Origin of the sequence: Clostridium sediminicola, assembly GCF_050402865.1 — a bacterium.
GTDB lineage: Bacteria > Bacillota > Clostridia > Clostridiales > Clostridiaceae > Clostridium_AF > Clostridium_AF sediminicola.
The window spans coordinates 163,596-187,845 of record NZ_BAABMF010000006.1; the positions used below are offsets into that span (position 1 = coordinate 163,596).

The 24,250-nt window shown below is 29.3% G+C and carries 22 protein-coding genes and 2 riboswitches; of the genes, 4 read left to right on the top strand and 18 right to left on the bottom strand.

Translation table 11 applies throughout. The features are described 5' to 3' along the window. Positions 1 to 140 precede the first annotated feature (140 nt). From ACQ3F0_RS12480 to ACQ3F0_RS12510, 7 genes are all read right to left on the bottom strand, one after another. Positions 141 to 1,244, bottom strand: coding sequence for a sodium ion-translocating decarboxylase subunit beta (locus tag ACQ3F0_RS12480; protein ID WP_428865602.1), 1,104 nt, complete (start codon positions 1,242 to 1,244; stop codon positions 141 to 143). Positions 1,245 to 1,266: 22 nt separating this feature from the next. Further along, positions 1,267 to 1,617 (bottom strand): biotin/lipoyl-containing protein, encoded by a 351-nt coding sequence (locus ACQ3F0_RS12485; RefSeq protein ID WP_428865603.1) that lies wholly within the window; start codon positions 1,615 to 1,617, stop codon positions 1,267 to 1,269. Between the two features lie 63 nt (positions 1,618 to 1,680). After that, the gene (locus tag ACQ3F0_RS12490; RefSeq protein WP_428865604.1) at positions 1,681 to 1,971 is read right to left on the bottom strand and encodes an OadG family protein; all 291 of its coding nucleotides are present in this window, start codon (positions 1,969 to 1,971) and stop codon (positions 1,681 to 1,683) included. A 30-nt stretch (positions 1,972 to 2,001) separates the two neighbouring features. Further along, on the bottom strand, positions 2,002 to 3,369 hold the full coding sequence (locus ACQ3F0_RS12495) for an oxaloacetate decarboxylase subunit alpha (protein ID WP_428865605.1): 1,368 nt from the start codon (positions 3,367 to 3,369) through the stop codon (positions 2,002 to 2,004). A gap of 175 nt (positions 3,370 to 3,544) precedes the next feature. After that, positions 3,545 to 3,889 (bottom strand): hypothetical protein, encoded by a 345-nt coding sequence (locus ACQ3F0_RS12500; protein ID WP_428865606.1) that lies wholly within the window; start codon positions 3,887 to 3,889, stop codon positions 3,545 to 3,547. A 93-nt stretch (positions 3,890 to 3,982) separates the two neighbouring features. Beyond that, on the bottom strand, positions 3,983 to 5,032 hold the full coding sequence (locus ACQ3F0_RS12505; protein WP_428865607.1) for a DNA polymerase IV: 1,050 nt from the start codon (positions 5,030 to 5,032) through the stop codon (positions 3,983 to 3,985). A 118-nt stretch (positions 5,033 to 5,150) separates the two neighbouring features. Then, the gene (locus tag ACQ3F0_RS12510) at positions 5,151 to 5,396 is read right to left on the bottom strand and encodes a hypothetical protein (protein WP_428865608.1); all 246 of its coding nucleotides are present in this window, start codon (positions 5,394 to 5,396) and stop codon (positions 5,151 to 5,153) included. Positions 5,397 to 5,554: 158 nt separating this feature from the next. On the opposite strand from ACQ3F0_RS12510, the gene ACQ3F0_RS12515 reads away from it, so the two are divergent. The 3 genes from ACQ3F0_RS12515 to ACQ3F0_RS12525 are packed head-to-tail and all read left to right on the top strand — an operon-like array spanning position 5,555 to position 7,541. Continuing rightward, positions 5,555 to 6,436 (top strand): DUF5685 family protein, encoded by an 882-nt coding sequence (locus tag ACQ3F0_RS12515; RefSeq protein ID WP_428865609.1) that lies wholly within the window; start codon positions 5,555 to 5,557, stop codon positions 6,434 to 6,436. Beyond that, a complete protein-coding gene (locus ACQ3F0_RS12520; protein WP_428865610.1) occupies positions 6,420 to 7,019 on the top strand; it encodes a J domain-containing protein in 600 nt (199 codons plus the stop codon). Before ACQ3F0_RS12515 ends, ACQ3F0_RS12520 begins: the two co-directional genes overlap by 17 nt. A 12-nt stretch (positions 7,020 to 7,031) precedes the next feature. Next, positions 7,032 to 7,541, top strand: coding sequence for a hypothetical protein (locus ACQ3F0_RS12525; protein ID WP_428865611.1), 510 nt, complete (start codon positions 7,032 to 7,034; stop codon positions 7,539 to 7,541). Positions 7,542 to 7,595: 54 nt separating this feature from the next. Here the strand turns inward: ACQ3F0_RS12525 and ade are convergent, their stop codons facing one another. From ade to ACQ3F0_RS12580, 11 genes are all read right to left on the bottom strand, one after another. After that, positions 7,596 to 9,326: an adenine deaminase gene (gene ade, locus ACQ3F0_RS12530; RefSeq protein WP_428865612.1), complete on the bottom strand. Its 1,731-nt coding sequence runs from the start codon at positions 9,324 to 9,326 to the stop codon at positions 7,596 to 7,598. Between the two features lie 89 nt (positions 9,327 to 9,415). Then, a riboswitch (purine riboswitch) is annotated at positions 9,416 to 9,516 on the bottom strand. 75 nt (positions 9,517 to 9,591) lie between these two features. Further along, positions 9,592 to 10,098: a flavin reductase family protein gene (locus tag ACQ3F0_RS12535; RefSeq protein WP_428865613.1), complete on the bottom strand. Its 507-nt coding sequence runs from the start codon at positions 10,096 to 10,098 to the stop codon at positions 9,592 to 9,594. Between the two features lie 247 nt (positions 10,099 to 10,345). Continuing rightward, positions 10,346 to 11,224, bottom strand: a complete 879-nt coding sequence (locus ACQ3F0_RS12540) for a patatin-like phospholipase family protein (RefSeq protein ID WP_428865614.1) — start codon at positions 11,222 to 11,224, stop codon at positions 10,346 to 10,348. Between the two features lie 138 nt (positions 11,225 to 11,362). After that, the gene (locus ACQ3F0_RS12545; RefSeq protein ID WP_428865615.1) at positions 11,363 to 12,628 is read right to left on the bottom strand and encodes an MFS transporter; all 1,266 of its coding nucleotides are present in this window, start codon (positions 12,626 to 12,628) and stop codon (positions 11,363 to 11,365) included. 580 nt (positions 12,629 to 13,208) lie between these two features. Next, positions 13,209 to 14,462: a zinc-binding dehydrogenase gene (locus ACQ3F0_RS12550; protein WP_428865616.1), complete on the bottom strand. Its 1,254-nt coding sequence runs from the start codon at positions 14,460 to 14,462 to the stop codon at positions 13,209 to 13,211. 13 nt (positions 14,463 to 14,475) lie between these two features. Continuing rightward, positions 14,476 to 15,405 (bottom strand): 1-phosphofructokinase, encoded by a 930-nt coding sequence (pfkB, locus tag ACQ3F0_RS12555; protein ID WP_428865617.1) that lies wholly within the window; start codon positions 15,403 to 15,405, stop codon positions 14,476 to 14,478. 23 nt (positions 15,406 to 15,428) lie between these two features. After that, entirely contained in the window at positions 15,429 to 17,321 is a 1,893-nt protein-coding gene (locus tag ACQ3F0_RS12560; protein WP_428865618.1) for a PTS mannitol transporter subunit IICBA, read from the bottom strand. 19 nt (positions 17,322 to 17,340) lie between these two features. Then, positions 17,341 to 19,479 carry a BglG family transcription antiterminator gene (locus tag ACQ3F0_RS12565; RefSeq protein WP_428865619.1) on the bottom strand — a complete coding sequence of 713 codons (2,139 nt, stop codon included), beginning with the start codon at positions 19,477 to 19,479 and terminating at the stop codon, positions 17,341 to 17,343. A gap of 211 nt (positions 19,480 to 19,690) precedes the next feature. Next, the gene (locus tag ACQ3F0_RS12570) at positions 19,691 to 21,088 is read right to left on the bottom strand and encodes a PTS mannitol transporter subunit IIBC (protein WP_428865620.1); all 1,398 of its coding nucleotides are present in this window, start codon (positions 21,086 to 21,088) and stop codon (positions 19,691 to 19,693) included. Between the two features lie 319 nt (positions 21,089 to 21,407). Next, positions 21,408 to 21,614, bottom strand: a complete 207-nt coding sequence (locus ACQ3F0_RS12575) for a heavy-metal-associated domain-containing protein (RefSeq protein WP_428865621.1) — start codon at positions 21,612 to 21,614, stop codon at positions 21,408 to 21,410. 405 nt (positions 21,615 to 22,019) lie between these two features. Next, positions 22,020 to 22,203, bottom strand: a riboswitch (cobalamin riboswitch). A gap of 54 nt (positions 22,204 to 22,257) precedes the next feature. Further along, positions 22,258 to 23,229 (bottom strand): phosphoglycerate dehydrogenase, encoded by a 972-nt coding sequence (locus ACQ3F0_RS12580; protein WP_428865622.1) that lies wholly within the window; start codon positions 23,227 to 23,229, stop codon positions 22,258 to 22,260. A gap of 268 nt (positions 23,230 to 23,497) precedes the next feature. Here ACQ3F0_RS12580 and ACQ3F0_RS12585 point away from each other — a divergent pair, with 268 nt between their 5' ends. Further along, positions 23,498 to 24,217: a hypothetical protein gene (locus ACQ3F0_RS12585; protein ID WP_428865623.1), complete on the top strand. Its 720-nt coding sequence runs from the start codon at positions 23,498 to 23,500 to the stop codon at positions 24,215 to 24,217. Positions 24,218 to 24,250 lie beyond the last annotated feature (33 nt).

Below are 24,250 nucleotides of genomic sequence, written 5' to 3' on the forward strand. Positions count from 1 at the left end.
TAACTAACGTTATCTTCAAAATTTGCTAACTAATATTCAACTGTTATTTTTATAACTCAAAGAACCAGCCTATAACTTTTCTTTAAGCTTTCTACTTTAATAATATAATGTACAAGGTACAATGTCAATAAAATATTAACTTATCTAAATATACTGAGTAACACTCCCGCTGCAACAGCAGAGCCTATAACTCCAGCTACATTAGGTCCCATTGCATGCATCAATAAAAAGTTTGATGGGTTTTCTTCTTGGCCAACTTTTTGAACAACCCTTGCTGCCATTGGTACAGCAGAAACTCCTGCAGCACCTATCATTGGATTTATCTTACCTTTTGATAATTTGCACATTATTTTACCAAATAATACTCCAGAAGCTGTTCCTACTGCAAAAGCAAATAACCCAAGAATAGTAATTTTAATAGTTATAGGATTTAAAAATGTATCTGCATCAGCTTTAGCTCCAACAGTTAATCCTAAAAATATTGTAACTATATACATTAGTGAATTTTGAGCAGTTTCAACCAACTTTGGAACTACTTGCGATTCTTTAATTAAATTTCCGAACATCAACATACTTATCAATGGCGCAGATGAAGGTAATAATAGAATCACTAATATTGCAACAATCACAGGGAAAATAACTTTTTCTGTTTTTGATACAGTTCTTAACTGTTCCATTTTAATTTGTCTTTCTTCTTTAGTTGTAAGTAGTCTAATAATTGGCGGTTGTATTACTGGAACTAATGCCATATACGAATAAGCCGCCAAAGCAATGGGTCCAAGTAAATCTGGGGCAAGTTTGGACGTCAAATAAATTGCTGTTGGCCCATCCGCTCCCCCAATTATTCCTATCGCTGCAGCTGCAGCACCTGGAAATCCTAGTAGTATTGCTCCAATAAATGCAACAAATATTCCAAATTGGGCAGCTGCACCAAGCAATATACTTTTAGGATTAGCTATTAAAGGTCCAAAATCAGTACACGCTCCTACACATAAAAATATTATAGGAGGATATATTCCAAGCTTTGTTCCCATATAAAGATAATGAAACAATCCATCGTCAGCCATTAATCCTGTCATAGGCAGATTAACTATTAACATTCCAAAAGCTATAGGTAAGAGTAGATAAGGTTCATACTGCTTTTTTATAGCTAAATATAAGAAAAAACATGCTATTCCTATCATTAATAATTGCTGCCATCCAAGTTCTATAAAACCAACACTATTGAAAAAGTCAAGTAGCATAAATTTTTCTTCCTCTCCTTAGTTATTTCATTACTATCAACCTATCTCCAACATTAACTGAAGTTCCTTTTTGAATTATTATATTTTCTATTATCCCATCTTTCGGCGCAACTACCTCATTTTCTAATTTCATAGCTTCTAATATTAATAAAACCTCTCCAGCTCTAACATGTTGTCCATTTTTAACCTCTATTCCTAATATGTTTCCTGAAAGAGGTGCTAATATATCTTCACTTTTGACATCACTTGCCACAGATAATTCTCTGTGTTTCTGGGTTTCAATAGGTTTATCATTTGAATCTTCTGATTCAAATATTTCTTCAACCTCTACTTCATATAATTTACCATTGAGTTTTATTTTATATTTTTTCATTCTAATTCTCCCCTTCTATATCTAAATTATTACGATTGTCTATCAAAAATTTATATGTAAGTATCATCCTATTTGTTTAATAGATATAATCCGAAATTTAGAATTTTTCTTGTTATTGCTCATATTAATCGCCGCTGTCATGGCAACTACCAATTCTTCGTCATTCATTAATGTTTTTATTTCCTTAATTTCATCATTAACTTCTAAATTATCCTCACTAATTTGTTTTTTAGGAGTAAAAATAAACTTAAACAATTCTATAATTAATGAAATTATATACAATGTTATAAATACTACTACCATGCAAATAACCGTTATTTGTAATCCTTGTACTAAAGACACTTGGCCACTCATAGAAACTCACCCTTTCAAATGTAATTTACATTAGAAAACTATTTCAATAAAATACTCATCATCCTTTTGTAATTCCAAATACTTTTTTGTTATTTGAGGGAACAAGGCATAAGCTAAAATCATCTCATCTTCATTTGTTAAATTATCAACCTCTTCTTTAATCTTATTAAACATCGGTTCCATCTTATCTGCAGGACAATAATCTATTCTTTTTTCATTGCCAATAATCATTTTTACTATACTTTCTTTTATTGGTGCTGGGGATTTACCATAAAATCCTTTAATATAATCTTTTATTTCATTAGGTATTACTTTATACCTTTCACCTGTTAATACATTAAATACAGATTGAGTTCCAACCATTTGGCTTAAAGGAGTAACAAGTGGGGGAAATCCCATGTCTTCTCTAACCTTAGGAATTTCATTCAATACTTCCTCATACCTGCTCTCAGCATTTTGAGCTTTTAGCTGAGATAATAGGTTTGATAACATCCCTCCTGGTACTTGGTATTTTAAAATTTTAGGTTCTACTTTCATTACTCTGGGATTAAAAGTTCCATCCTCAATGTATTTTTCTTTTATTTTAGAGAAATGCTTAGCCACCTTACCTAAATTATCTTCATCTAATTGTGGATCTCTAGCACTATTTTTATATACCTGATTAAAAGCTTCCGTACTAGGCTGAGAAGTTCCACCTGCAAATGGAGAAATTGCTGTATCTATAATATCAACTCCAGCTTCTATAGCTTTCATATAAGTCATTTCATTAATTCCACTTGTACAATGTCCATGTAATTCTATTGGTATATTCAACTCACTTTTTAGTTCGTTAACTAAAATAAATGCATTTTGTGGTGTTAGAATACCTGCCATATCTTTTATACAAATAGAATCAGAACCCATATTTTCCATTGTCTTTGCTAGCTTTACAAAGTAGTCCACATTATGAACTTTGCTAGTTGTGTATGCTATAGCACTTTGACAATGAGCCCCTTCTCTCTTCGTAACTTCAATAGATTTTCTCAAGTTTCTTACATCATTCAATGCATCAAAAATTCTTATTATATCAATACCATTATAAATGGCCTTCTGAATAAATTTTTCTACTATATCATTAGGATAATGCTTATATCCTAAAATATTTTGTCCCCTTAATAATATTTGTAACTTGGTGTTCTTTGATTTTTCTCTAATCTTTCTTAGTCTTTCCCACGGGTTTTCATTAAGATATCTTAAACATACATCGAAAGTTGCACCACCCCATACTTCCATAGCATGATATCCTACTTTATCCATGGTCTCAACTATAGGAAGAATTTCATTTAACTTAAGTCTTGTGGCTATTTGAGATTGATTTCCATCTCTTAATACAGTTTCAGTTATCTTTAATTTACTCATATTCTTCACCTCACAAATTAAGGATAAACACATTTTTGAAATTTTCACCCTCATTATAACATAGTAGGTGCAACTATTTCACTCTATTTTCAGATAATTGCGAATGTTGTAGTTGATACAGTAAAAAAAATGGGAAATTAACAAATTCCCCATTTTTTTAGTACTATTATCATAATTAAATTTTTAAGTTACTATCATTGACTTTAACCTTTTTATTTATTATATTGTACGCAATAAAATCTGCAATAAAAAACATCATTAATATAGCTATATAAACTTGCACAGGCATTTGATTTAATCGTGAGATAAACGAGATAATAACAAGAGTAATAAACAACAATATATACACAATATAACTAAACTTTATAAATCTATCTTTACTTCTAAATTTAAAAAATAAATATACAACTTCATTTGTTTTTTCTTCATAATTAGATTTTATCAACCATTCACGATATTCTTCACTATACTTTATTAGTAAAATAACCCCCAAAGCAGCAATTGCTAAAATTTCAAACATAACATCATCCCCCTCAAAATACCTTTCACTAATATAGACAGTTTTTAATACAAAAAAGTTTCAAAAAAATTATTAATAATTTGTATCAAAATATCAATAATCAAATATACTTAATTGCTTCAAAACCCTCTCCTTTAAATTCGATACACTGACTCCTATAAGTCGAATATCAGAGTCCAAGTCTATCTCTTTTAGTACTTGTCCCCCTATTATAATAATATCTTCTTTTTTATAAAAATATTCCCCTAAAGTCTTACTTTTTGTATGAATTTCAAAGTCAAAAGTTTTAGTCTTTATAGTTAATGTTTTTGCAGATAAATTTCTTTTCTCTAAAGAAAATGCGATGTTTTCAGCAAATCTTTCAATATATTTTATAATTTCTTCTTTGCTCCTCGTGTCCCTTTTTAGCGTTGTCTCTCTTCCAATTGATTTAATTTCCCTATGCACTTTTACACTTCTATTATCTATGCCTCTAATCCTATTGTAAATTTCAAATCCATATTTACCAAAATATTTTTGGAACAATTCCTCTGGTAATTTCATCAAATCATTTACAGTATATATTCCTATTCCATTTAACTTTTGTGTAGATTTTTTACCTATCCCATAAATTTTTTTTATAGGCAATGGTAGTAATATATTTGGTATATCTTCTTTATTAATTACTTTTATACCATCAGGTTTATTCCAGTCAGATGCTAATTTTGCAAGAAATTTATTGTATGATATCCCTACTGATATTGTAAGTCCAGTTTCCTTTTTAACTTTTCTTTTTATTAAATTAGCTACATTTATAGGTTCATCTTCGATATTAGAAATATCAAGATATGCTTCATCAATTGATAATGGTTCTACCAAATCTGTTATACTATATAGTATTTTAAAAATCTGTGAAGAAACCTCTTTATACCTTTCAAATCTAACAGGTAAAAATATTCCAAAAGGACATTTCTGTTTTGCAATATAACCAGGCATAGCAGAATGTACTCCATACTTTCTAGCTTCGTATGAACAAGTAGTCACAACCCCTCTTTCACTACCACCACCTACTATTACAGGTTTACCTTTTAATTGTGGATTATCATTCTGCTCAACAGCTGCAAAGAATGCATCCATATCTACATGAATTATTGAACTATTCATCATATACCCCTTATAACTAAATTTCTACCTTTTTATACGAATGTACATTCGCATCTTAATTGTATTTTATCACAAATACACAAAAAAATAAGGTAATACTTAAATTTAAGTATTACCTTTAAATATTTTTCTTTTTTAATTTGTATTCCTCTTCAGTGATTAACTTATGATTCTTCATCAATAATAATGTTTCATCATCTAAGTCTATATCTGATTCTAAAAAAGCTTTTTTATTAATAAAGTCTTTCTTTATTGTTTCATTGTAAAATTCTTTTATTGCATTTTTTGCAGCATATTTCATCAAAAAATAAATTATAAAAATAATAAAAGCACTAAAAAATAGTATCCATAAAACGTCTTCCATATATAATTCCTCCAAAACCTTATATTTTTATGAAATTATTATAACATTTTTATCTTAACACTTAAACTTTTAACCAATTATGCTATAATCAACTATAGGGTTGCTTAAGGATAAATTTAGTTTTGAATGTTAACATTATAATACAGAGGTGAAAACTATTGTTTGGATACGTAACTCCATGTAAAATGGAGCTAAAGATAAAGGACTACGAAAAATTCAAAGCTTATTATTGTGGATTATGTATTTCAATAAAAAATCAGTTTGGTGAGATTCCTAGACTTGCTTTAAATTACGATATGACTTTTTTGGCAATTCTTTTAGATTCATTATCAAATGAAAAAAATAAATATATAAAAAATAGATGTATCGCTCATCCTGTAAAACAAAGAGTGAAAGTTATTGATTCCACTGCAATTGACTATGCAGCATTCTGTAATGTTGCTTTGTTTTATTATAAACTTCTAGACGACTTCAATGATGATAAATCCTTAAAAGCAAAAATGAAATCAAGCTTTTTATATAAGTATTTGAAAAATTTAAATTGCAGTAGAAGTGAACAACTAGCCTTTATAGAAAAAAGATTAAAGGAATTAGACAGCTTAGAAAAAAAAAGTGCTAGTAAACTCTTAGATGAATTATCTCATCCTTTTGCTGATTTAACTGCTTATATTATTTCCAATTATATAGAAGATATCGAACTTAAATTTGATCTTTATTGGCTTGGATATAATCTTGGAAAATGGATATATATTATTGATGCCTTTGATGATTTAGAAGAAGATATGAAAGAAGGAAAATTTAATGCTATAGAGGCCTCTATGAACCATTCTAAGTTGCCTTTTGAACAGTTTAAAGATAATATAGAAAATAGAATTGATTTACTTCTTTGTGATTGTGCTAGAAACTGTTATGAAAATTTGAATAAATTACAAATAGAAAAAAATAAATTATTACTAGAAAATATCCTTCTTTTTGGATTACCAGAGAAAATGGATATAGTATTTAAAAGGAGAGTAGATTCAAATGATAAATCCATATGAAGTAATTGGAGTAAAAGAAAACGCTACAATTGACGAAATAAAGAAAGCATATAGACAACAAGCAAGAAAATATCATCCTGACCAATACGGAGACAATCCACTAAAAAATCTTGCAGAGGATAAAATGAAAGAATTAAATGAAGCATACGACTATTTAATGAAAAATCAAGCTTCTAAAGGTTCTTCTAATAATTATAGTTCAAATAATAACTCTCAATCAGGCTATGACTATAATAGAATTAGAATGGACATAAGATCAGGAAATCTTGCAGGTGCAGAGGCAACTTTGAATAATATTAAAATTCATGATGCAGAATGGAACTACTTAATGGGTTTAATATATATTCAAAAAGGATGGCAAGATGCAGGATTTAAATATGTATCTACTGCTGCTAGAATGGCTCCAAGTAACCAAGAATATAGAGATACACTTAACTTTATAAATAAAAGGAATACAAATTATAGACAGCAGTATTATGGCCAAAGAGGTGGAGATGTAGATTTTTGTAATGTTTGTTTAAATTTATGGTGCCTTGATTCAATCTGTGAATGTTTTGGAGGAGATTTAATAGGATGTTGTTAAAGGAGTGAAAATATGAGTAAATCTTCAAATATTGCAAAAGGTGGTTTATTTACTGGACTTAGCATTATATTTATATATCTTAGTTCAATAATACCAACAAATAAAATTGCATTACTAGCTGCAGCATCATTTGTTATCCCAATATCTATTTTGGCTATAGGTATAAAAATGGCATTTGTAGAATATTTAGCTGTTAGTATTTTAGGTTTTTTCTTAATTCCTTCAAAAGGTATAGCTTTATCTTATATATTATTTTTCGGATTATACGGATTTGTAAAACTATATACTGAAAAAATAAGAAAAGCTCCATTAGAGATACTCATAAAACTCTTATTCTTTAATACTATAGTAGCTATTAGTGCTTTTTTATACACTCAACTTTTTGCTGAAATGATAGATTTTGAGCGCTTTAGAAATGCCTTAGTTCCAACAATATTAATATTTGAAGTAGCTTTTATTGCCTATGATTATTTAGTAACTCTCTTGATACAATACTATTTGAAATTAAAAATCAAAAATTGATAATTTTATCAACAGGAGCGGATGTCCTAAGACCTACGCTCCATAACTTACAGGTTAAATAATACCAATATCAATAAATTTAAATTCAGTTACATCAAATAAACCTTTATCTGTAACTTTAATTTCAGGAATGACCGGTAAGGCTAAAAATGCAAGTGTCATAAATGGATCTAATTCTTTATTAACACCTAATTTTACATAAGCTATTTCTAACATTTTACCTAATTTATCTCTTACCTCTTCCATTGATTTGTCTGAAATAAGTCCAGCAATAGGTAATTCCAAGGTTTGTAAAACTTCACCATTAGATACTATAGTTATTCCTCCCCCAATTCGGATAACTTCATTAATCGCAGTATAGATGTCTTTATCATTATCACCTATTATAACTATATTGTGAGAATCATTAGCTACCGTGGATGCTATCGCTCCCCCTTTAAGTTTAAAATTTTCAACTAATCCAAATCCTATATTTCCTGTTGCTTTATGCCTTTCCACCACAAGGATTTTTAAGATATCCTGATCTTTATTAACTGTAAATATTCCCCCATCATCGATATTAACTTTACGAACTACCTTTTTAGTTAATATACTATGAGGTATTAATTTCATCACATTTGCAGTATCAGAATTTAGTTTTATTTTCAAATCATTAATTGTTACTTCTTTTGCATTAACGGTGCCGACCACTTCAGAACTTAGTTTGGTTTCTATATCAAATAATGGTTTACTATTTTCTGCAACAACCTTTCCCTTTTTAAAAACTTTTAATATATTGAAAGCTTTAAGATTATCAATAACTATTAAATCTGCAATATAGCCAGGAGCAATAGCACCCCTGTTCTTTAATCCATAACACTCACATGCATTTAATGATCCCATTCTTATTGCAGCAATAGGATCTATTCCATTTTTTATAGCTAGACGAACATTGTTGTCTATATGTCCATCTTTTAGTATCCCTTCTGGATGTTTATCATCTGTACAAAACATACATCTTCTTTCATTTTGAGGAGTTACTGCTTTAATTAATACCTCTAAATTTCTAGCAGCTGTACCTTCCCTTATTAAAACATACATTCCTCTTCTTAACCTATCTAGCATCTCTTCTATTGAAGAGCATTCATGATCAGTTTTTACCCCTGCAATAACATAAGCATTTAAATCTTTATCTGAAATTTCAGGCCCATGTCCATCAACTATTTTCCCATGTCTTTGAGCTAATAATAATTTATCAATAATTTTGATATTACCTTCAATAACACCAGGGTAATTCATAAGTTCTCCTAGACCTAACACTCTATTGTTTGTTATAAGTTCCTTATAATCATCTGCTTCCAGTACTGCTCCTGAATTTTCAAAAGGCGTTGCAGGCACACATGATGGAAGCATAAAGAAAACATCCAAAGGAAGTTCTTTACTATTATTTATCATGAATTCAATTCCTTTAACACCACATACATTAGCTATTTCATGAGGATCGGTTATTATGGTTGTTGTACCTCTTGGAACAACTGCTCTAGCAAATTGATTTGGTGTTACCATTGTCGATTCAATATGAACATGTCCATCAACCAACCCGGGTGAAATATATTGACCTTCAATATCAATTTCAGTTTCACCTGTATATCTTCCTACTCCAATAATTACTCCTTTATCTATTGCTATATCTCCTTCAATAACTTCATTGGAGAATACATTTACAACCTTACAATTCTTCAGTACTAATTCTATTTTTTTTCTTCCAGCTGCTAAGTCAATCATATTTTTGATATTTTTTTTCATTAACTCTTCCTCCTTCATTAATTTTATTGAAATGACCTTATCTATCAAAAGAACTTATAAATCAAAAATTCCTGCTTACGAAGAAAATACACATAGCGTATCTTCTTCGTAAGCAGGAATTATAAGGTTCCTGGTAGACACTCCCAAACCATATCATTGGGATTATACGAAGATATTATATTCAATTAAATTTTATCATATTCCTTTTTTAATTAATTAACTATGAATTTATTATATCAGCTCATCTGCCAATGTCAATTAAATACTATTCTTCTATCAAGTATGAAGAAACTACTTCTCCATAAAACATTACATGAAAATCATTATCACTATACTTAGCCTTTTTAATATCTTTATCAAGTGTTGCAGGTTCCATTACTTGCTTATATACAACTTTACACTCATAATGAAGCTCACAATCTTCAATAACAGGCGTATCTACTTTTTTACCGGGTCTTAATGTTAATCCACACTCTTTAAACTTATCAAACTCTCTACCAGATTTTGTTCCACAAAAGGCAAGAGCTTTAGATAAATTATTTTTTAAAGGAACACTTACTGTAAATTCATTAGCATTCTCCATTAATTCATATGTGTATCTAGAAAACCTAACTAGAACAGTAAAAATAGGTTTCATCCAAATAACCCCAAGACTTCCCCATCCAATAGTCATAGTATTAATTTCTTCCCCATTTTTTACTGTTAAAAATGCACCTTTTGGTAATTGTTCCATTAGTTCAGTACTATATTCGTTATATTTCATTTCTTTCATTATAATCTCCCCTTTTTATTTTTTGTTAATGAAAAGTGAATTCATTACCAATATTATACCATATTCTATTATATTCAATTGAGCAATATATAAAAATCAATATATAAGCTAATAATTAACAAAAGTGACACATGATTGACATAAAAAAGTATTATTATGTATATATAGAAATAAATAAAATGATATCTATCCCCCTATATTTGTTTTAAAGCCAGCCTATAGTAGGTTGGCTTTGTTGTTTCACTCCTTAAGCATCTATCAGTATTCTTTCATCATCAAAAATAAATTCATTTAGTACATCACTAATTGTTTCAGTATCATCATATCCCATATCATACAAAGCATTTAATTTATCCTTATTTTTCTCAATTCTACTTACATTTACGGGATGAGATGGCGTTATAACTATAACTTTCCCTATTTTCTCTAGTTTTTCTATGTAATCCAAAGTTTCATTATAAACTTTATACCTATTCATTAGTGCATCTACTAAGTTAGGATATTTTTGATAAAATATGCTTGCAATTTTTCTATGTTTAAATGGCTGTTTTCTATACCCCTTATTTCTAGTAAGTACTATTACTGCTTTATCATACCCATCCTCAAATGCTTTTTTAATTGGTATAGAATCTGCAATACCTCCATCTAAGAGATTCTTATTGTTTACATTAGCTATTGGCGCAACAAAAGGCAAACTAATAGAGGCTCTTACAATATCAAAGAAATCTCTTTCATAATTACTTTTATCAAAATAAAAAGCTTTACCCGTTTCACAATCTGTGGTCACTACTTTAAAAGTAGTATCTGAATTTAAAAATGTCTCAAAATCAAACGGAGTTAAGTTATTAGGGATTTCATTAAAAATAAAATCCATTCCAAAAATACTCTTATTCCTGATAAGTCCTTTATAACTTAAATATCTATCATCATTTACATATTCTATATTTACTATTTTATTTCTACCCCTTTGATTTGATATGAAAGAACAAGCATTACAAGCACCTGCTGAAACACCTATAACATATGGAAACTGTATATTATTATCCATAAAATAATCTAAAACTCCAGATGTATATACTCCTCTCATACCTCCACCTTCAAGAACCAATGCTATCTTATTGTTCATTAAATCCCTCTTTTCATTTTCAATATTTCTTGGCATTTTATATTATTTATATCACATCTAAATTTTATTCACATTAAAACAAATGAAAATTAATAGTTTATTAACAAAAACTCCCATTCACATGAATAGGAGTTTATTTTATATTTCTTTACATAATTCTTGAGTATCTTGAGCTTCTAAAGTTTCTTTCTTATCAATAAATGCCATAGCTATTGTAGAGATTATCATCACAATTCCTATATATCTCCAAGCCATTTCCATGGATGAATATTTTAGCACATACCCTATTACAAAAGGGCTAACAGTATGACCAGCTCCCATAATTAAAGGTAACACTGCATTCATTCTTCCTCTATGCGACGCTGGCGTATGATTTGCTAAAAATGGCATTAAACTAATAGTAATTATAATTTCACCTATAGTAAATATTAATACAGATGTAAAAAATGCACCTTTAGTACTTATGAAACCAAGCATTCCAAAACCTACAGCATATAATATTCCTCCTACTACAATCCTTCTTATATTTTTTATTTTCATTAATAAAGTTGTAAGGATAGGAGTAAATGCTATAACTATCAATCCATTAAAACTTCCCATTTTTCCATAAATCTTTGCTCCTTCATTGATAAAATTATGTTCTACATGAAGAGGCATAAGGAATCCCCATTGTGCATAAACAAAATAGTATCCTAAAGCTGCTAAAGCAAAGAATACTAAAATTGGCCTATCTAGTAAAACTCCAAGTATAGAGCCATCTTCTCTTTTTTCCAACTCTCGATCATTATCAAGTTTTTCCTCTGTTTTATGAATAGTTTCTTTTATAAATATAGCAATTAAAGACAATGCAATAAAAGCTGTCACTGCATCTCCTATGAACAACCACCTTAAATGATTTTCAAATAGCATACCTCCAATTAGTGGACCCACCGCAAAACCTAGGTTAAATCCCATATAAGATAATGAATACGATGCATCTCTATTTTCAGGAGTAGTTAAATCTGCAATAATAGTTCCATAACATGGTTCACACACCCCTGCAAAGAATCCTGACAAAATTAATAAGTATATTATTTCTGTATGATTCACAAAAATTGCACATAATATATAACAACTTATAGATAAGAAATTAAATATAACTAATACTCTTTTTCTGCCAAAAGTATCAATTAACTTTCCACCTATTAATCCTGCAACCCCCATTGCTATTCCAGCTACCAAAACCCAAAGTCCTGTCTCTTCTTTAGTAAATCCTAGTTTCTTTGTTAAAATCAATGTTAACAAAGGATATACAAAAGCACCAACTGCATTTACTACATGAGCAATAAACAAAATATATATTTCTTTTGGAAGCCCTTCATAAGGCGTCATAACATTTTTAATCTTTTTAGAATACTTCTTCATTTCTTTACCTTCTTTCATTTCCGACTTTCAAAACCTGCATATAAAGATAAACCATACGAAAACTTAATTTATTCATTTACAAAATATCAAAATTTTGCGAATTATAGACTTGAATAAATTAATAATTGAAGTAGTTTATCTATAAATTAATTCATAGAGCAAAAAATAAAGTCACTCTGTCTAAAGACATAGTGACTTTTTAAATAATTCGTTTATTTTTCTATCAATTTTAAATAATAGTATAGAAAATAAAAAGCCACAGGTAACAACCTGTGGCATATATTATACAAATTAAAATTTTACTCTATTATTAGAATTAAATTTTTCCATACAGGTCGTCTACATATAATTTTTCTTTTATTCTTGCATCTGATTTTCTTACATTTAATGATTTAATTAGCTTTTTCATTTAAACGACCTCCTTTACAAAATTTATAATACTATGCAATTTTAGCTTATAATCTAGACTTTGTCAACCATCTATAGTAAATTTTACAATTATATCTATAGTAAATTTTAAAATATATTAATTCACCTATTTCTAACTCAAATAAAATATACTATTTTGTTTTATGTTTCATTAAAAGTTTGCTAAAACATATCTTTCTGCTTCTAAGCACCATAATCCATTGTTATCTTTTACAATTTCGCTTAAAGTTTTGAATCTTTCATCTTGCTTACCTTTTTCCTCAAAATCATCAATAGCTGTTATTTCCATATCTATATGAGGGTAGATAAGTTTCTTACCACCAGGAATGTTAGGTAAATTTAGTATTGTTTCTGGTACAGCTTTTAAACCACCAATATGCGTTACCATTACAGCTGGATTTATTAATCCTTTTGCAGTCATTTCTAATGATTCAATCATGTCTCCAGTGCTACCACCGCTTGTACCTGCTATATGAGTTGAAGCATAGTGTACATTGTAGAAATTAAATTCGGCAGAAAATTTATTATCTGTAGGTCCTGCAAAGAAATTCAAACAACCATCTTTCCCCAAAATATTTCCACCCATTTCTACTACCGTTCTTACTGGAGCATATACAAATACATCATCATATCCTTCTCCATTTGTTAATTCCATTAAATATTCTTCGCCGTTTTCTACTTCATTTGTATTTACATAATGAAGCTCAACTCCATTTTTCTTCGCTTCTTCAATAGTTAAAATCCTCTGTGCTCGTTCTAACCTTTCAGTATCTATATCCGTTACAATTAAAAGGCTTGGCTTTCTATCACAATGAATTATATAGTCTATAGCTCCCATTCCCATTGGACCTGCTGATGCTAAAAGCGCAAGCTTTCCACCTTCTTTTATTCCCATGAAGTGTTCATATATAAAATTCTTAGTATGATAGTTTGCGTGGTATGCACCAATAATACAAGACATTGGTTCTGCCAAAGAAGCATCAGAAAAAGATTCTCCTTCATATTTTAATAAACATCCTAATTCCATACATTCATGAGGTAATATTGTATAAGTTGCATTTCCACCAAAATACTTATATGAGTACCCTGGTGAATATGGACTTCCTTTATAATTCAAAGCAGGTTGTACAGCAAACTTATCTCCTGTTTTAAATTGTTCTTGCCACTTTGCTCCTACTTTAACAATTTCGCCAGCAAACTCATGACCCGTAATAACTGGATTTATATCAATATCTTCTGGTACTCTTTTATGGTCAGTACCAAGTTTTGCTGCTTTATAAGTTGACATACAGATACTATTTGATATTACTTTAGTTAATATCTCGTCATCTTTTATTTCTGGTAATTCAAACTCCTCAACTCTTATATCAGATTTCCCGTATAATAATGCCGCTTTAGCTTTCATATTTATCATCCTCTCAAATTAATGCATATTTTACTTCATCATATATTTTAAGAACTTTATCAATACTTGGTGCTTGAGTTCCTTCCATCGTTACGGCTCCAGTACCCGATGCAACAGCAAGTCTAATCACTTTATCAAAAAGATAATTTTCATCTATAGATAGTGCTAAAGCTGCCACCATAGAGTCTCCAGCACCTACTGTGCTTTTCACATCAACTTTTATGGGTTCTACCATTGCTGTATTATCTTCAGTAATAAATATTGATCCCTCTCCACCTAATGAAACTACAACAACTTCAATACCATAATTAAATAACTTTTTTGCACATTCTATGATTTCTTCATTAGTTTTTAACTTTACTCCATATAACCTTTCTAACTCATCTATATTAGGCTTTACTAAATAAGGACCAGCCTGTAAACCTTCTTTTAACAACTCTCCATCTGCGTCTAAAATTACTTTTGCGCCTATTTCTTTAGCTGAAATTATCATTTTGCAGTAAAGGTCTTTATTCAGATTCTTAGGAATACTTCCAGAAAGCACTAATACTGAACCATCTACTAAATATTTATTCATTTTATTTTCTACATTTTTCAAATCTTCTTCAGAAATTATTGGTCCATTTTCATTTATATCCGTATATGTCTTATTCTTTAAATCTACAACTTTTAAATTAGTTCTTGTTTCTCCATTTGTAAAAACAAAATCATTCTGTATTCCGAATTGATCTAACTGTTCTTTTATAAAATTACCAGAATTTCCAGCCAAAAATCCTGTAGCTATGCTTGCTCCTCCTAATTCCTTAATAACTTTTGAAACATTTATTCCCTTACCACCTGCATCTACTCTAGATTTCTTTTCTCTATTTACTCTCTCTACACTAAAGTCATCAATTTCCATAGTCTTATCTAACGCTGGATTTAAAGTTACTGTAACTATCATACTAAGCCCCCCGGAAAATTTTTTTACATTTCAACAAATGTTTTATAAATTAAATTCACATCTTCAGTTTCAATTAATTTTTGTACATCTTCTTCATTTTCTAAAGCAGATGCAATATTAGATAGTATCATTAAGTGTTCATCACCTTTTCCCGCTATTCCTATAACTAAGTTTGCAATATTCCCATTTCCAAAAGAAACTCCTTTAGGATATTGAAGAACAACTATACCTGATTTTTTAATGTGCTTTTTTGCTTCTCCTATTCCATGCGGAATCGCTAAATTATTGCCAATATAAGTTGTAACTACTTCTTCTCTTTGAATCATTGCTTCTATATAATCTTCTTCTACATATCCACCATTGACTAATAATCTTCCAGCCATTTTAATTGCTTCAGTTTTATCAACAGTATCCATATTTAATTTAATGTTCTCTTTTCTTAAAATTGTTTGTTCAGTTTCTACTATTTTTGTATTGTCTATATTCTCTTGTATTTCTATATTCTCATTAGGACTACTATCTGCTTTTGAACCTTTAAAATTTCTTACTATTTCATCATAAGCAGGTGTATTTAAAAAATCTTTAATTGATACGTGTTCAGCCGCAGGTGCATTTGTTCTTGCTCTAGATGTTAATTTTTCATGGCTAATAACTAAATCAGCATCATCCGGAATCTCATTTATAGCACTATTTATAACAGTTACATCTATTCCAGCTTTTTTGAACTTACTTCTAAGTTTTGAAGCCCCCATTGCACTTGATCCCATACCTGCATCACATGCGAATACTACTTTATTTATATTTTTAGATACTTTTATTACAGATGATTCTTTTCCTTTTAAATCAACCATTTTAGATTTTGCATCTTCTAATTCTTCATCGTTTGATTTAGCTCTCTTAATGAAGAATCCTGCTACTAAAAATGATACAACTGCTGCTACTACTACACCTGCTAATACCGGTAATAACCCACCTTTTGGTGTCATTGCCATTACTGCAAATATACTTCCTGGTGATGCAGCTGCTACTAATCCTGCTCCAAGTATTGTGAATGTTAGTACTCCACTTGCTCCCCCTGCTATAACAGCTAGTATTAATATTGGATTCATAAGTACGTATGGGAAGTAAATTTCATGTATCCCACCTAAGAAATGAATTATGATTGCTCCTGGTGCAGAGTTCTTAGCCATTCCTTTTCCAAATACATAGTATGCACATAAAATACCTAGCCCTGGTCCTGGATTTGCTTCTAATAAGAAAAATACTGATTTACCTACTTCTTGTGCTTGTGCTATTCCAAGTGGTGATAAAACACCATGATTTATTGCATTATTTAAAAATAATATTTTTGCTGGTTCTATAAATATTGATGCTAATGGTAGTAAATTGGCAGTTACCATTGCTTCTACTGCATTTCCTAAACCATTTGTAAGACTCAATACTACTGGACCTATTCCTTTGAATGCTAATAATGCAAGTCCCATACCTATTATTCCTGATGAGAAATTATTTACTAACATTTCAAAGCCTGTTGGGATTTTTCCTTCTACTCCAGCATCAAATTTCTTTATTACATAACCTCCTAAAGGTCCCATAATCATTGCACCAATAAACATTGGTATGTCTACTCCAACAACTACTCCCATTGTTGCAACTGATCCAACAACTCCACCTCTAGTTCCTCCAAGAATTTTACCACCTGTATAACCTATAAGTAATGGTAATAAATAAAGAATCATTGGACTTACTAAACTACTTAAGCTTTCATTAGGTAACCAACCTGTTGGAATAAATAATGCTGTTATTAACCCCCATGCAATAAATGCTCCTATGTTTGGCATTACCATACCACTTAAAAAACGACCAAATACCTGCACTCTTTCTCTATTACTTTTCTTTGCAACAGCTTCACCCATAAATACTCCTCCTGTTTGTCTAAGTTCTACCCTTCAATAACTTACTAAGTATAATTTCTATCTGATTTAAAATTTCTTTTTCTTTTTCTTTCAATAAAACATGCGAGAAACTTTCTACGGTTACAAGGCTTTTACTTATCTCACTTATTACTTCTAGTTCTTTTTTATTTGCATCCTTTGGAGCTAACATTATTAAACCTAAATAAATATCTTCATTTAATTTATTTATTGGATTTGACAACCTTACTACTCCCAATTTCAATGTCTCAACACCTAATGTTCTAGCATGAATCAATATTATTCCTTTTCCTTTAACCACAGTACTGCCTGATTTTTCTCTTTTCAAAAGATCTTTTTTTATAATAATTCGTCTTTTCTCATTTACTGAAATAAATAAGCAAATTCTCTCAATTAAAGATTCGATATCCTCTACTTTGTCGTATTCCTTGAAGAAATAACTATCTATCAAATCTACAATAGCTTTGCTATACTCCATCAAAGAAATTGCTTTTTCTCTTAAGTTTATTCTATCAACACCACTTTCATTTTTGTTATTCTTCACCTTATTCTCTTCATCTAAATTTCTGTAATTTATTTTATCTATCTGAGAAATAAAGGTATTTATCTTCTCTATATCTGAATCTATTAATAATGGTGTAACTGTTATTACAGGAATAAATCTCTCTTGTATCTCTACTGTAGAAATAATAAAATCTATTCCATTTTCTTCTATCCAATGTTCATCAATTTCTATTGTAGAAATAACATCTACAATTTTTAAATTCTTGTACTCTTTTTCTAATCTAGTTGCTAACATTTTAGATGACCCTATACCACTAGTACAAGTAACAATTACTCTATATATTCTTTCGTTTATATTTTTTGATTTTTCAATAGCTGCACCTAAATGCATTGTTATAAAACCAATTTCAGATTCAGGAATTTTTTTATTAAACTTATCTTCTAAAAAAGCAACACTTTTTTTACTGATTTCAAAATATTCCAAATATTTATTTTTGATATTATCCAATAAAGGATTCCTAATATCCATATTCATATTTAATCTAGTTATAGCTGGTTGTAGGTGTGATACCAAACCCACCAACAAATTTTTATCGTTTTTTATAGAATAACCAGATTCTTTTTCCGCTATCTTAATAATCTTGTTCGCAATCTTTATCAATTCAAAATTACCTATTGTGAAATCATCTTTTCTTTGGGCAACATTTCTTATTTTTGATCCCTTCAAATGCATTGTTACATATCCTATCTCTTCTTCAGGAATATTTATTCCAAATTCATTTGAAATTTTCTCAACAATTTTTGCTGCTATTTCAAACTCTTCACTCAGTTTAAGATCATACAACACTTCTTTTTGCATTGTTATATTTTCATTATTTTTTATTCTTTTTATTGCTAAAGCTAGATGTACAAGTAGTCCAACATATGAGCTATCTGCAAACTTATACTCAATATCATTTTCTGCTTGGGCTACAATATCTTCTAATTTCAAAATAGTTTCTCTATCAATTAAATTCAATAATCTATTTCTAGTTTGATTATAGACACTGTTGTTTTCTTTAGAATTTTTTAATGACAAGCTTTGATTCATTATTTTAAGTATTTGTTTTTTATCTAAGTATTCATATAAGAGGTTTATCATTGCTTTTCTAAATTCACTTTCACTACCATTTATATAAATTCCTAGACCAGGCTTTCTTATCAATCTTAAATTATAAGCTTTTAACTTCTTCTCTACCTTGTCTAAATCATGACTTACAGTTCCTTCTGAGACTTTGAATATTGTTGTGAAATAATACAACTTGATAGGTTCATTGCTTTGCAACAATTCACTTAATATCAAAGATTGTCTTTCTTTTGGTGAAAACAGCTTGTCAATATCTTCATTATTTAATTTTGCTTTTAATTCAACTTTTTCATCAATAGTTCCTTTCAAAATTACTCCAACTCTTGGTTTCTTATCTAACATGAGTCCTTTTGAAATAATCCATTTTTCTACTTCTGACATTTCTCTTAAAATAGTTCTTGAACTTACTGATAATTTATTACTTATTTCTTTTACTGTTATAGGTCCATCAGTATCACATAAAATCTCAATAATTCTTTTTACTCTTGAGCTAATCTTTATATTTGTCATATTTCACCTCCTGCAGGTATTGGTGACATATTTAAAATACTTCTCTTTTCACTTTAATTATAGTTCCCTAAAACCTTTAAAACAACTCAAAGATAATGCTATTTGTCACGAATAAATAGTGACATAATTCAATATACTTATTGAATAAAAAAGAGTAACGAATGTTATGCGCTACCCTCTTTTGTATATATTCACACTCTTATTAACACTTTTATTTGCTTAAGTTTTTAATAACTTCATCATAAACTGGTGTTCCCATAAAATTATCTATTGATATATGCTGAGCTAAAGGAGCTGCATTTTTAGCCCTTGAAGACAAACTTTGTTGAGTAATTACAATATCAGCCTCTTGTGGAATTTGATCTATAGATGTATTGATTACTTTAATATCAAGACCAGACTTCTGAACTTTTTTTCTAAGAGTTGAAGCTCCCATTGCACTTGATCCCATTCCCGCATCACAAGCTACAACAATTAATTTTACTTTACTTCCAACTTTAACAACTGAAGATTTTTTTCCTTTTAAATCAACCATTTTTGATTTTGCATCTTCTAATTCTTCATCATTTGATTTAGCTCTTTTAATAAAAAATCCTGCTACTAAAAATGATACAACTGCTGCTACTACTACACCTGCTAATACTGGTAATAATCCACCTTTTGGTGTCATCGCCATTACTGCAAATATACTTCCTGGTGATGCAGCTGCTACTAATCCTGCTCCAAGTATTGTAAATGTTAGCACTCCACTTGCTCCCCCTGCTATAACAGCTAATATTAATATTGGATTCATAAGTACATATGGAAAGTAAATTTCGTGTATTCCTCCTAAAAAATGAATTATAATCGCTCCTGGTGCAGAATTCTTAGCCATTCCTTTTCCAAATACATAATATGCACATAAAATACCTAGCCCAGGTCCTGGATTTGCTTCTAATAAGAAAAATACTGATTTACCTAATTCTTGTGCTTGCGCTATTCCAAGTGGTGATAAAACACCATGATTAATCGCATTATTTAAGAATAATATTTTTGCTGGTTCTATAAATACTGAAGCTATTGGTAATAAATTTGCAGTTACCATTGCTTCTACTGCATTGCCTAAAGCTATAGTAAGATTTAATACTATAGGTCCAATTCCTAAGAAAGCTAACATTGCTAATAACATAGATATAATTCCTGAGGAAAAGTTATTAACTAACATTTCAAAACCTGTTGGTATTTTTCCTTCTACTACATCATCAAATTTCTTTATTGCATATCCACCTAGTGGACCCATTATCATCGCACCAATAAACATTGGTATGTCTACTCCAACAACTACTCCCATAGTTGCAACTGACCCAACAACACCACCTCTAGTTCCACCAACCATTTTACCGCCTGTATAACCTATTAGTAATGGTAATAAGTAATTAATCATTGGCCCTACTAAACTACTCAAACTTTCATTAGGTAACCAACCTGTTGGAATAAATAAAGCTGTAATTAATCCCCATGCGATAAATGCCCCAATATTAGGCATCACCATGCCACTTAAAAAACGACCAAATACTTGTACATTATCTCGTGTTGTTCTTGTTTGCAAATTTGTAGCTGTGTTAGCCATACAATCTCCCCCTATAAATTCCTGATTTTTATGAATAATATTTTAGTATAATTTCATTTTTCAGAATTTTCTTTTAAATGTATCAGCTGATTACAATTTGATTATATTCCGTTAAATCTAGCTATACAAGGAAAAGAAAGGCTCTAATTGTCAGTATAAAATAGTGACAAAACTAAAGTGTATTGGAATTAAAGCGATTACATAAACTTTGTCTTGCAAAAAATTTAAAAGGAAGCTCTTATCATTTCTAAAAAGCTTCCTTTTCAATGTAAAATTTTTTATTTACCTTTTATCTTTCATGAAGTTAAAAGATTTCTTCTCAATTTATAATTACGCATCCTTGCTTCTCTATACTTTGCTCAATCTTCTCTTCAGTTGCTGGTGAATTGAAACTAACATCTACAGTTCCCTTGGCAAGATTAACTTCAACTTCTTTAACTCCCTTTACATTATCTAATGTTTTTTTTACTTTCGTCTTTCTATCTGCATTAATCAATCCTGATACTTCATAATGAATTTTTTCCATGTTTACCTCCTTATATTAATATATATTTTTATTATTGGAAAAAAACAAAAAAAATATAGCCCCTAAAATTTTTAGGGCCTATATTTTTTGGTATTATTTATTTGGAAGAAATGTCTTGCGAAATTAATTTAATTGAAACAATTTTTTATATTTTAATTATAACTAAATATATTTATATTTTCTTACTATGTTTTTTGATTTTTTGCATTTTTTTTGTAATTTTAAAATAAACCTATAAAAATATTACAAACATTAACTTAATATAATATTTAGCATAATAAAAAACCTACAACAACTGTGTAGGTTTAGTAATCATTTTATATTATATACAATGTCATCATATTAGTATAAAATCTAAAAGCTGACCAAAATGCACAAATATAACCTCATACTTCCCACCGAAGCAGTTGCCAAATTTTTTAGGCAGGTCTCCTGACTTGTAGATCAACTTACTCTCCTGACTTCCCGATTTATATCAGTGTCTTATAAGATTTCATACCTACTTACAGTAGCGGGGGCTGTAAAGGATTTTAACCTTTTTCCCTATTATCTTCAAAAAAATTGAAGCACCCAAAAATTAACTATTTAATTTTACTATCTCAGTATATATTATTAGATCCACATTGTCAAATGTTTTTTATATTTAATATCCTTTTCCTAGATTCACTATATTACTAAGTTCTTCGCCTCTAATATAACTTCTCATATTATTATATATTAAATTAAATCTTCTTTCATTTCTCATTTCAGAAATCCAAGAATTATGAGGACTTACTATAACATTTTCCATTTCCCATAATGGATTATCTAAAGAAAGTGGTTCCTGTTCAAATACATCAAGAGCTGCTGCCCTTACTTTACCATTTTTTAAATTCTTTATTAACTCATTTTCATCAACAATACTTCCTCTAGCAGAATTTACAAACAATACTCCATCTTTCATGGCCTTAAATCTATCTTCATTAAATAAATGATATGTAGCTTTTGTACCTGGAACCATGCCTACTACAACATCACATCGAGATAACATATCATCAGTTTGTGCTCTAGAATAACACTTATCAAAATATTGTATATCTCTTCCCTTTGTATTAACTCCTAAAATTTTAACACCAAAACTTGAAAGTCTTTTAGCTGCTTCTATTGCAATAGTCCCTGTCCCCACAAAACCTACTGTTTTCCCATATAGTTCAAGTACAGAACCATCCATTTTCCATATCTTATTTTGTTGTTTTTTATAGAACTTATTGGTATTCTTCATCATTTGAAGTATGCTCATAACTATCCATTCAGCTATAGGTATACTATAACCACCTCTATTATTAGTAACTATAATATTATTCCTATTTACAATATCTTTTGGAACTTGATCTACTCCTATACTGGATAATTGTATCCATTTTAGTTTTGTCATTTTTCCAATATCTAATGTAGTAAATGGATTATAACAGCTTAACATCTCTACATCTTTTAATTCATCATTATAAGTAACATAATCTTTAGAATTATTAAAAGCGTGATTATTTTCTTTACCCATTACTATTTCATATCCTAATTCTTCAATCTTTTTCATTTTTTCAGTGCCGTAATCATATGTGAATAGTGCTTTTATCATAGATAATCCCCCTTTTTTTTTAAGTTAAACCACTATTAATTATACAGATATCTCAGCTCAATAATAGATTTATACATCAATAATACCATATATCTCATAAACACAATAAATCTTCTAGAACAATATCTAGAGTATAAAATTATTAAGGTCATTAATAAAATGTAAACTTTACTCATATAACAAGGAGACATATGGATATGATTTCAATATATGTGTATAATATACTTATTATGGAAAATAGTAAAAATTTAATAATAAGGAGAAGAATATGAAGAGAATTTTTTTAACTGCATTAACTATAATTATTACTATATCTTTTGTTGGATGTACAGGAGATAAAAATAACAATATAACAGAACAAAATCAAACTACTAATGATATTAATGTATCTGAAGACAAGAGTGATTATGCGGATAAATCAGATTTAGAAGCAACACCTACAGGTAAAGTAGAATCAGAAAATAAAGCAGATAGTAATATTGATAAACCAGATTCTGAGGAAAAATCAAACTCAGAATCAGCACCTACCGATAAATCAAAATCGGAAAATAAAACCGATAGTAATACTGCTGAACCAGATAAAACTGTGAGAATATTTAAGATAACAACTAAAAATATTGATTATAAAGTTATAAGTGGAGGAGAGATTAAAACAGTTGGTTTAGGGGTTGCTGATAATATAAGAAAGATACTTAGCACTATATCAACTAAGTATTTTGATGGAAAATCGTTGGAGTTAAAAACTATAGAAACAGTAAATAATAAAAAGATAGCTGTTATCAATCTAGGAGGAGATAAAAGCTACTGGTATCAAAAAATGCAAGGTTCAGTGGGAGGACAAATCACTGAATATACCCTTATAGAAAATATACTTCAAAAACAATATAAAGGGTATTGGATTGATGGCGTTAGATTTACTTTGAATGGAAAACAACTCAAGGAAGAAACCTCACATTGTCCAAATTTAGCTGAAACAATATTTAGATAAGAAAGCTATGTAATTAATTTTTTAGTAAATATC

Excerpts from the sequence above, each read along its gene's own strand:
- ACQ3F0_RS12490 (WP_428865604.1), bottom strand. The coding sequence starts at position 1,971 with ATGAGTGGCCAAGTGTCTTTAGTACAAGGATTACAAATAACGGTTATT.
- pfkB (WP_428865617.1), bottom strand. The coding sequence starts at position 15,405 with ATGATAGTTACAGTAACTTTAAATCCAGCGTTAGATAAGACTATGGAA.
- ACQ3F0_RS12520 (WP_428865610.1), top strand. The coding sequence starts at position 6,420 with ATGATAAATCCATATGAAGTAATTGGAGTAAAAGAAAACGCTACAATT.
- ACQ3F0_RS12580 (WP_428865622.1), bottom strand. The coding sequence starts at position 23,229 with ATGATAAAAGCACTATTCACATATGATTACGGCACTGAAAAAATGAAA.
- ACQ3F0_RS12560 (WP_428865618.1), bottom strand. The coding sequence starts at position 17,321 with ATGGGTGAAGCTGTTGCAAAGAAAAGTAATAGAGAAAGAGTGCAGGTA.
- ACQ3F0_RS12535 (WP_428865613.1), bottom strand. The coding sequence starts at position 10,098 with ATGAAAGAAATGAAATATAACGAATATAGTACTGAACTAATGGAACAA.
- ACQ3F0_RS12540 (WP_428865614.1), bottom strand. The coding sequence starts at position 11,224 with ATGAACAATAAGATAGCATTGGTTCTTGAAGGTGGAGGTATGAGAGGA.
- ACQ3F0_RS12565 (WP_428865619.1), bottom strand. The coding sequence starts at position 19,479 with ATGACAAATATAAAGATTAGCTCAAGAGTAAAAAGAATTATTGAGATT.
- ACQ3F0_RS12575 (WP_428865621.1), bottom strand. The coding sequence starts at position 21,614 with ATGGAAAAAATTCATTATGAAGTATCAGGATTGATTAATGCAGATAGA.
- ACQ3F0_RS12550 (WP_428865616.1), bottom strand. The coding sequence starts at position 14,462 with ATGAAAGCTAAAGCGGCATTATTATACGGGAAATCTGATATAAGAGTT.
- ACQ3F0_RS12500 (WP_428865606.1), bottom strand. The coding sequence starts at position 3,889 with ATGTTTGAAATTTTAGCAATTGCTGCTTTGGGGGTTATTTTACTAATA.
- ade (WP_428865612.1), bottom strand. The coding sequence starts at position 9,326 with ATGAAAAAAAATATCAAAAATATGATTGACTTAGCAGCTGGAAGAAAA.
- ACQ3F0_RS12545 (WP_428865615.1), bottom strand. The coding sequence starts at position 12,628 with ATGAAGAAGTATTCTAAAAAGATTAAAAATGTTATGACGCCTTATGAA.
- ACQ3F0_RS12485 (WP_428865603.1), bottom strand. The coding sequence starts at position 1,617 with ATGAAAAAATATAAAATAAAACTCAATGGTAAATTATATGAAGTAGAG.
- ACQ3F0_RS12525 (WP_428865611.1), top strand. The coding sequence starts at position 7,032 with ATGAGTAAATCTTCAAATATTGCAAAAGGTGGTTTATTTACTGGACTT.
- ACQ3F0_RS12510 (WP_428865608.1), bottom strand. The coding sequence starts at position 5,396 with ATGGAAGACGTTTTATGGATACTATTTTTTAGTGCTTTTATTATTTTT.
- ACQ3F0_RS12495 (WP_428865605.1), bottom strand. The coding sequence starts at position 3,369 with ATGAGTAAATTAAAGATAACTGAAACTGTATTAAGAGATGGAAATCAA.
- ACQ3F0_RS12505 (WP_428865607.1), bottom strand. The coding sequence starts at position 5,032 with ATGAATAGTTCAATAATTCATGTAGATATGGATGCATTCTTTGCAGCT.
- ACQ3F0_RS12570 (WP_428865620.1), bottom strand. The coding sequence starts at position 21,088 with ATGGCTAACACAGCTACAAATTTGCAAACAAGAACAACACGAGATAAT.
- ACQ3F0_RS12480 (WP_428865602.1), bottom strand. The coding sequence starts at position 1,244 with ATGCTACTTGACTTTTTCAATAGTGTTGGTTTTATAGAACTTGGATGG.
- ACQ3F0_RS12585 (WP_428865623.1), top strand. The coding sequence starts at position 23,498 with ATGAAGAGAATTTTTTTAACTGCATTAACTATAATTATTACTATATCT.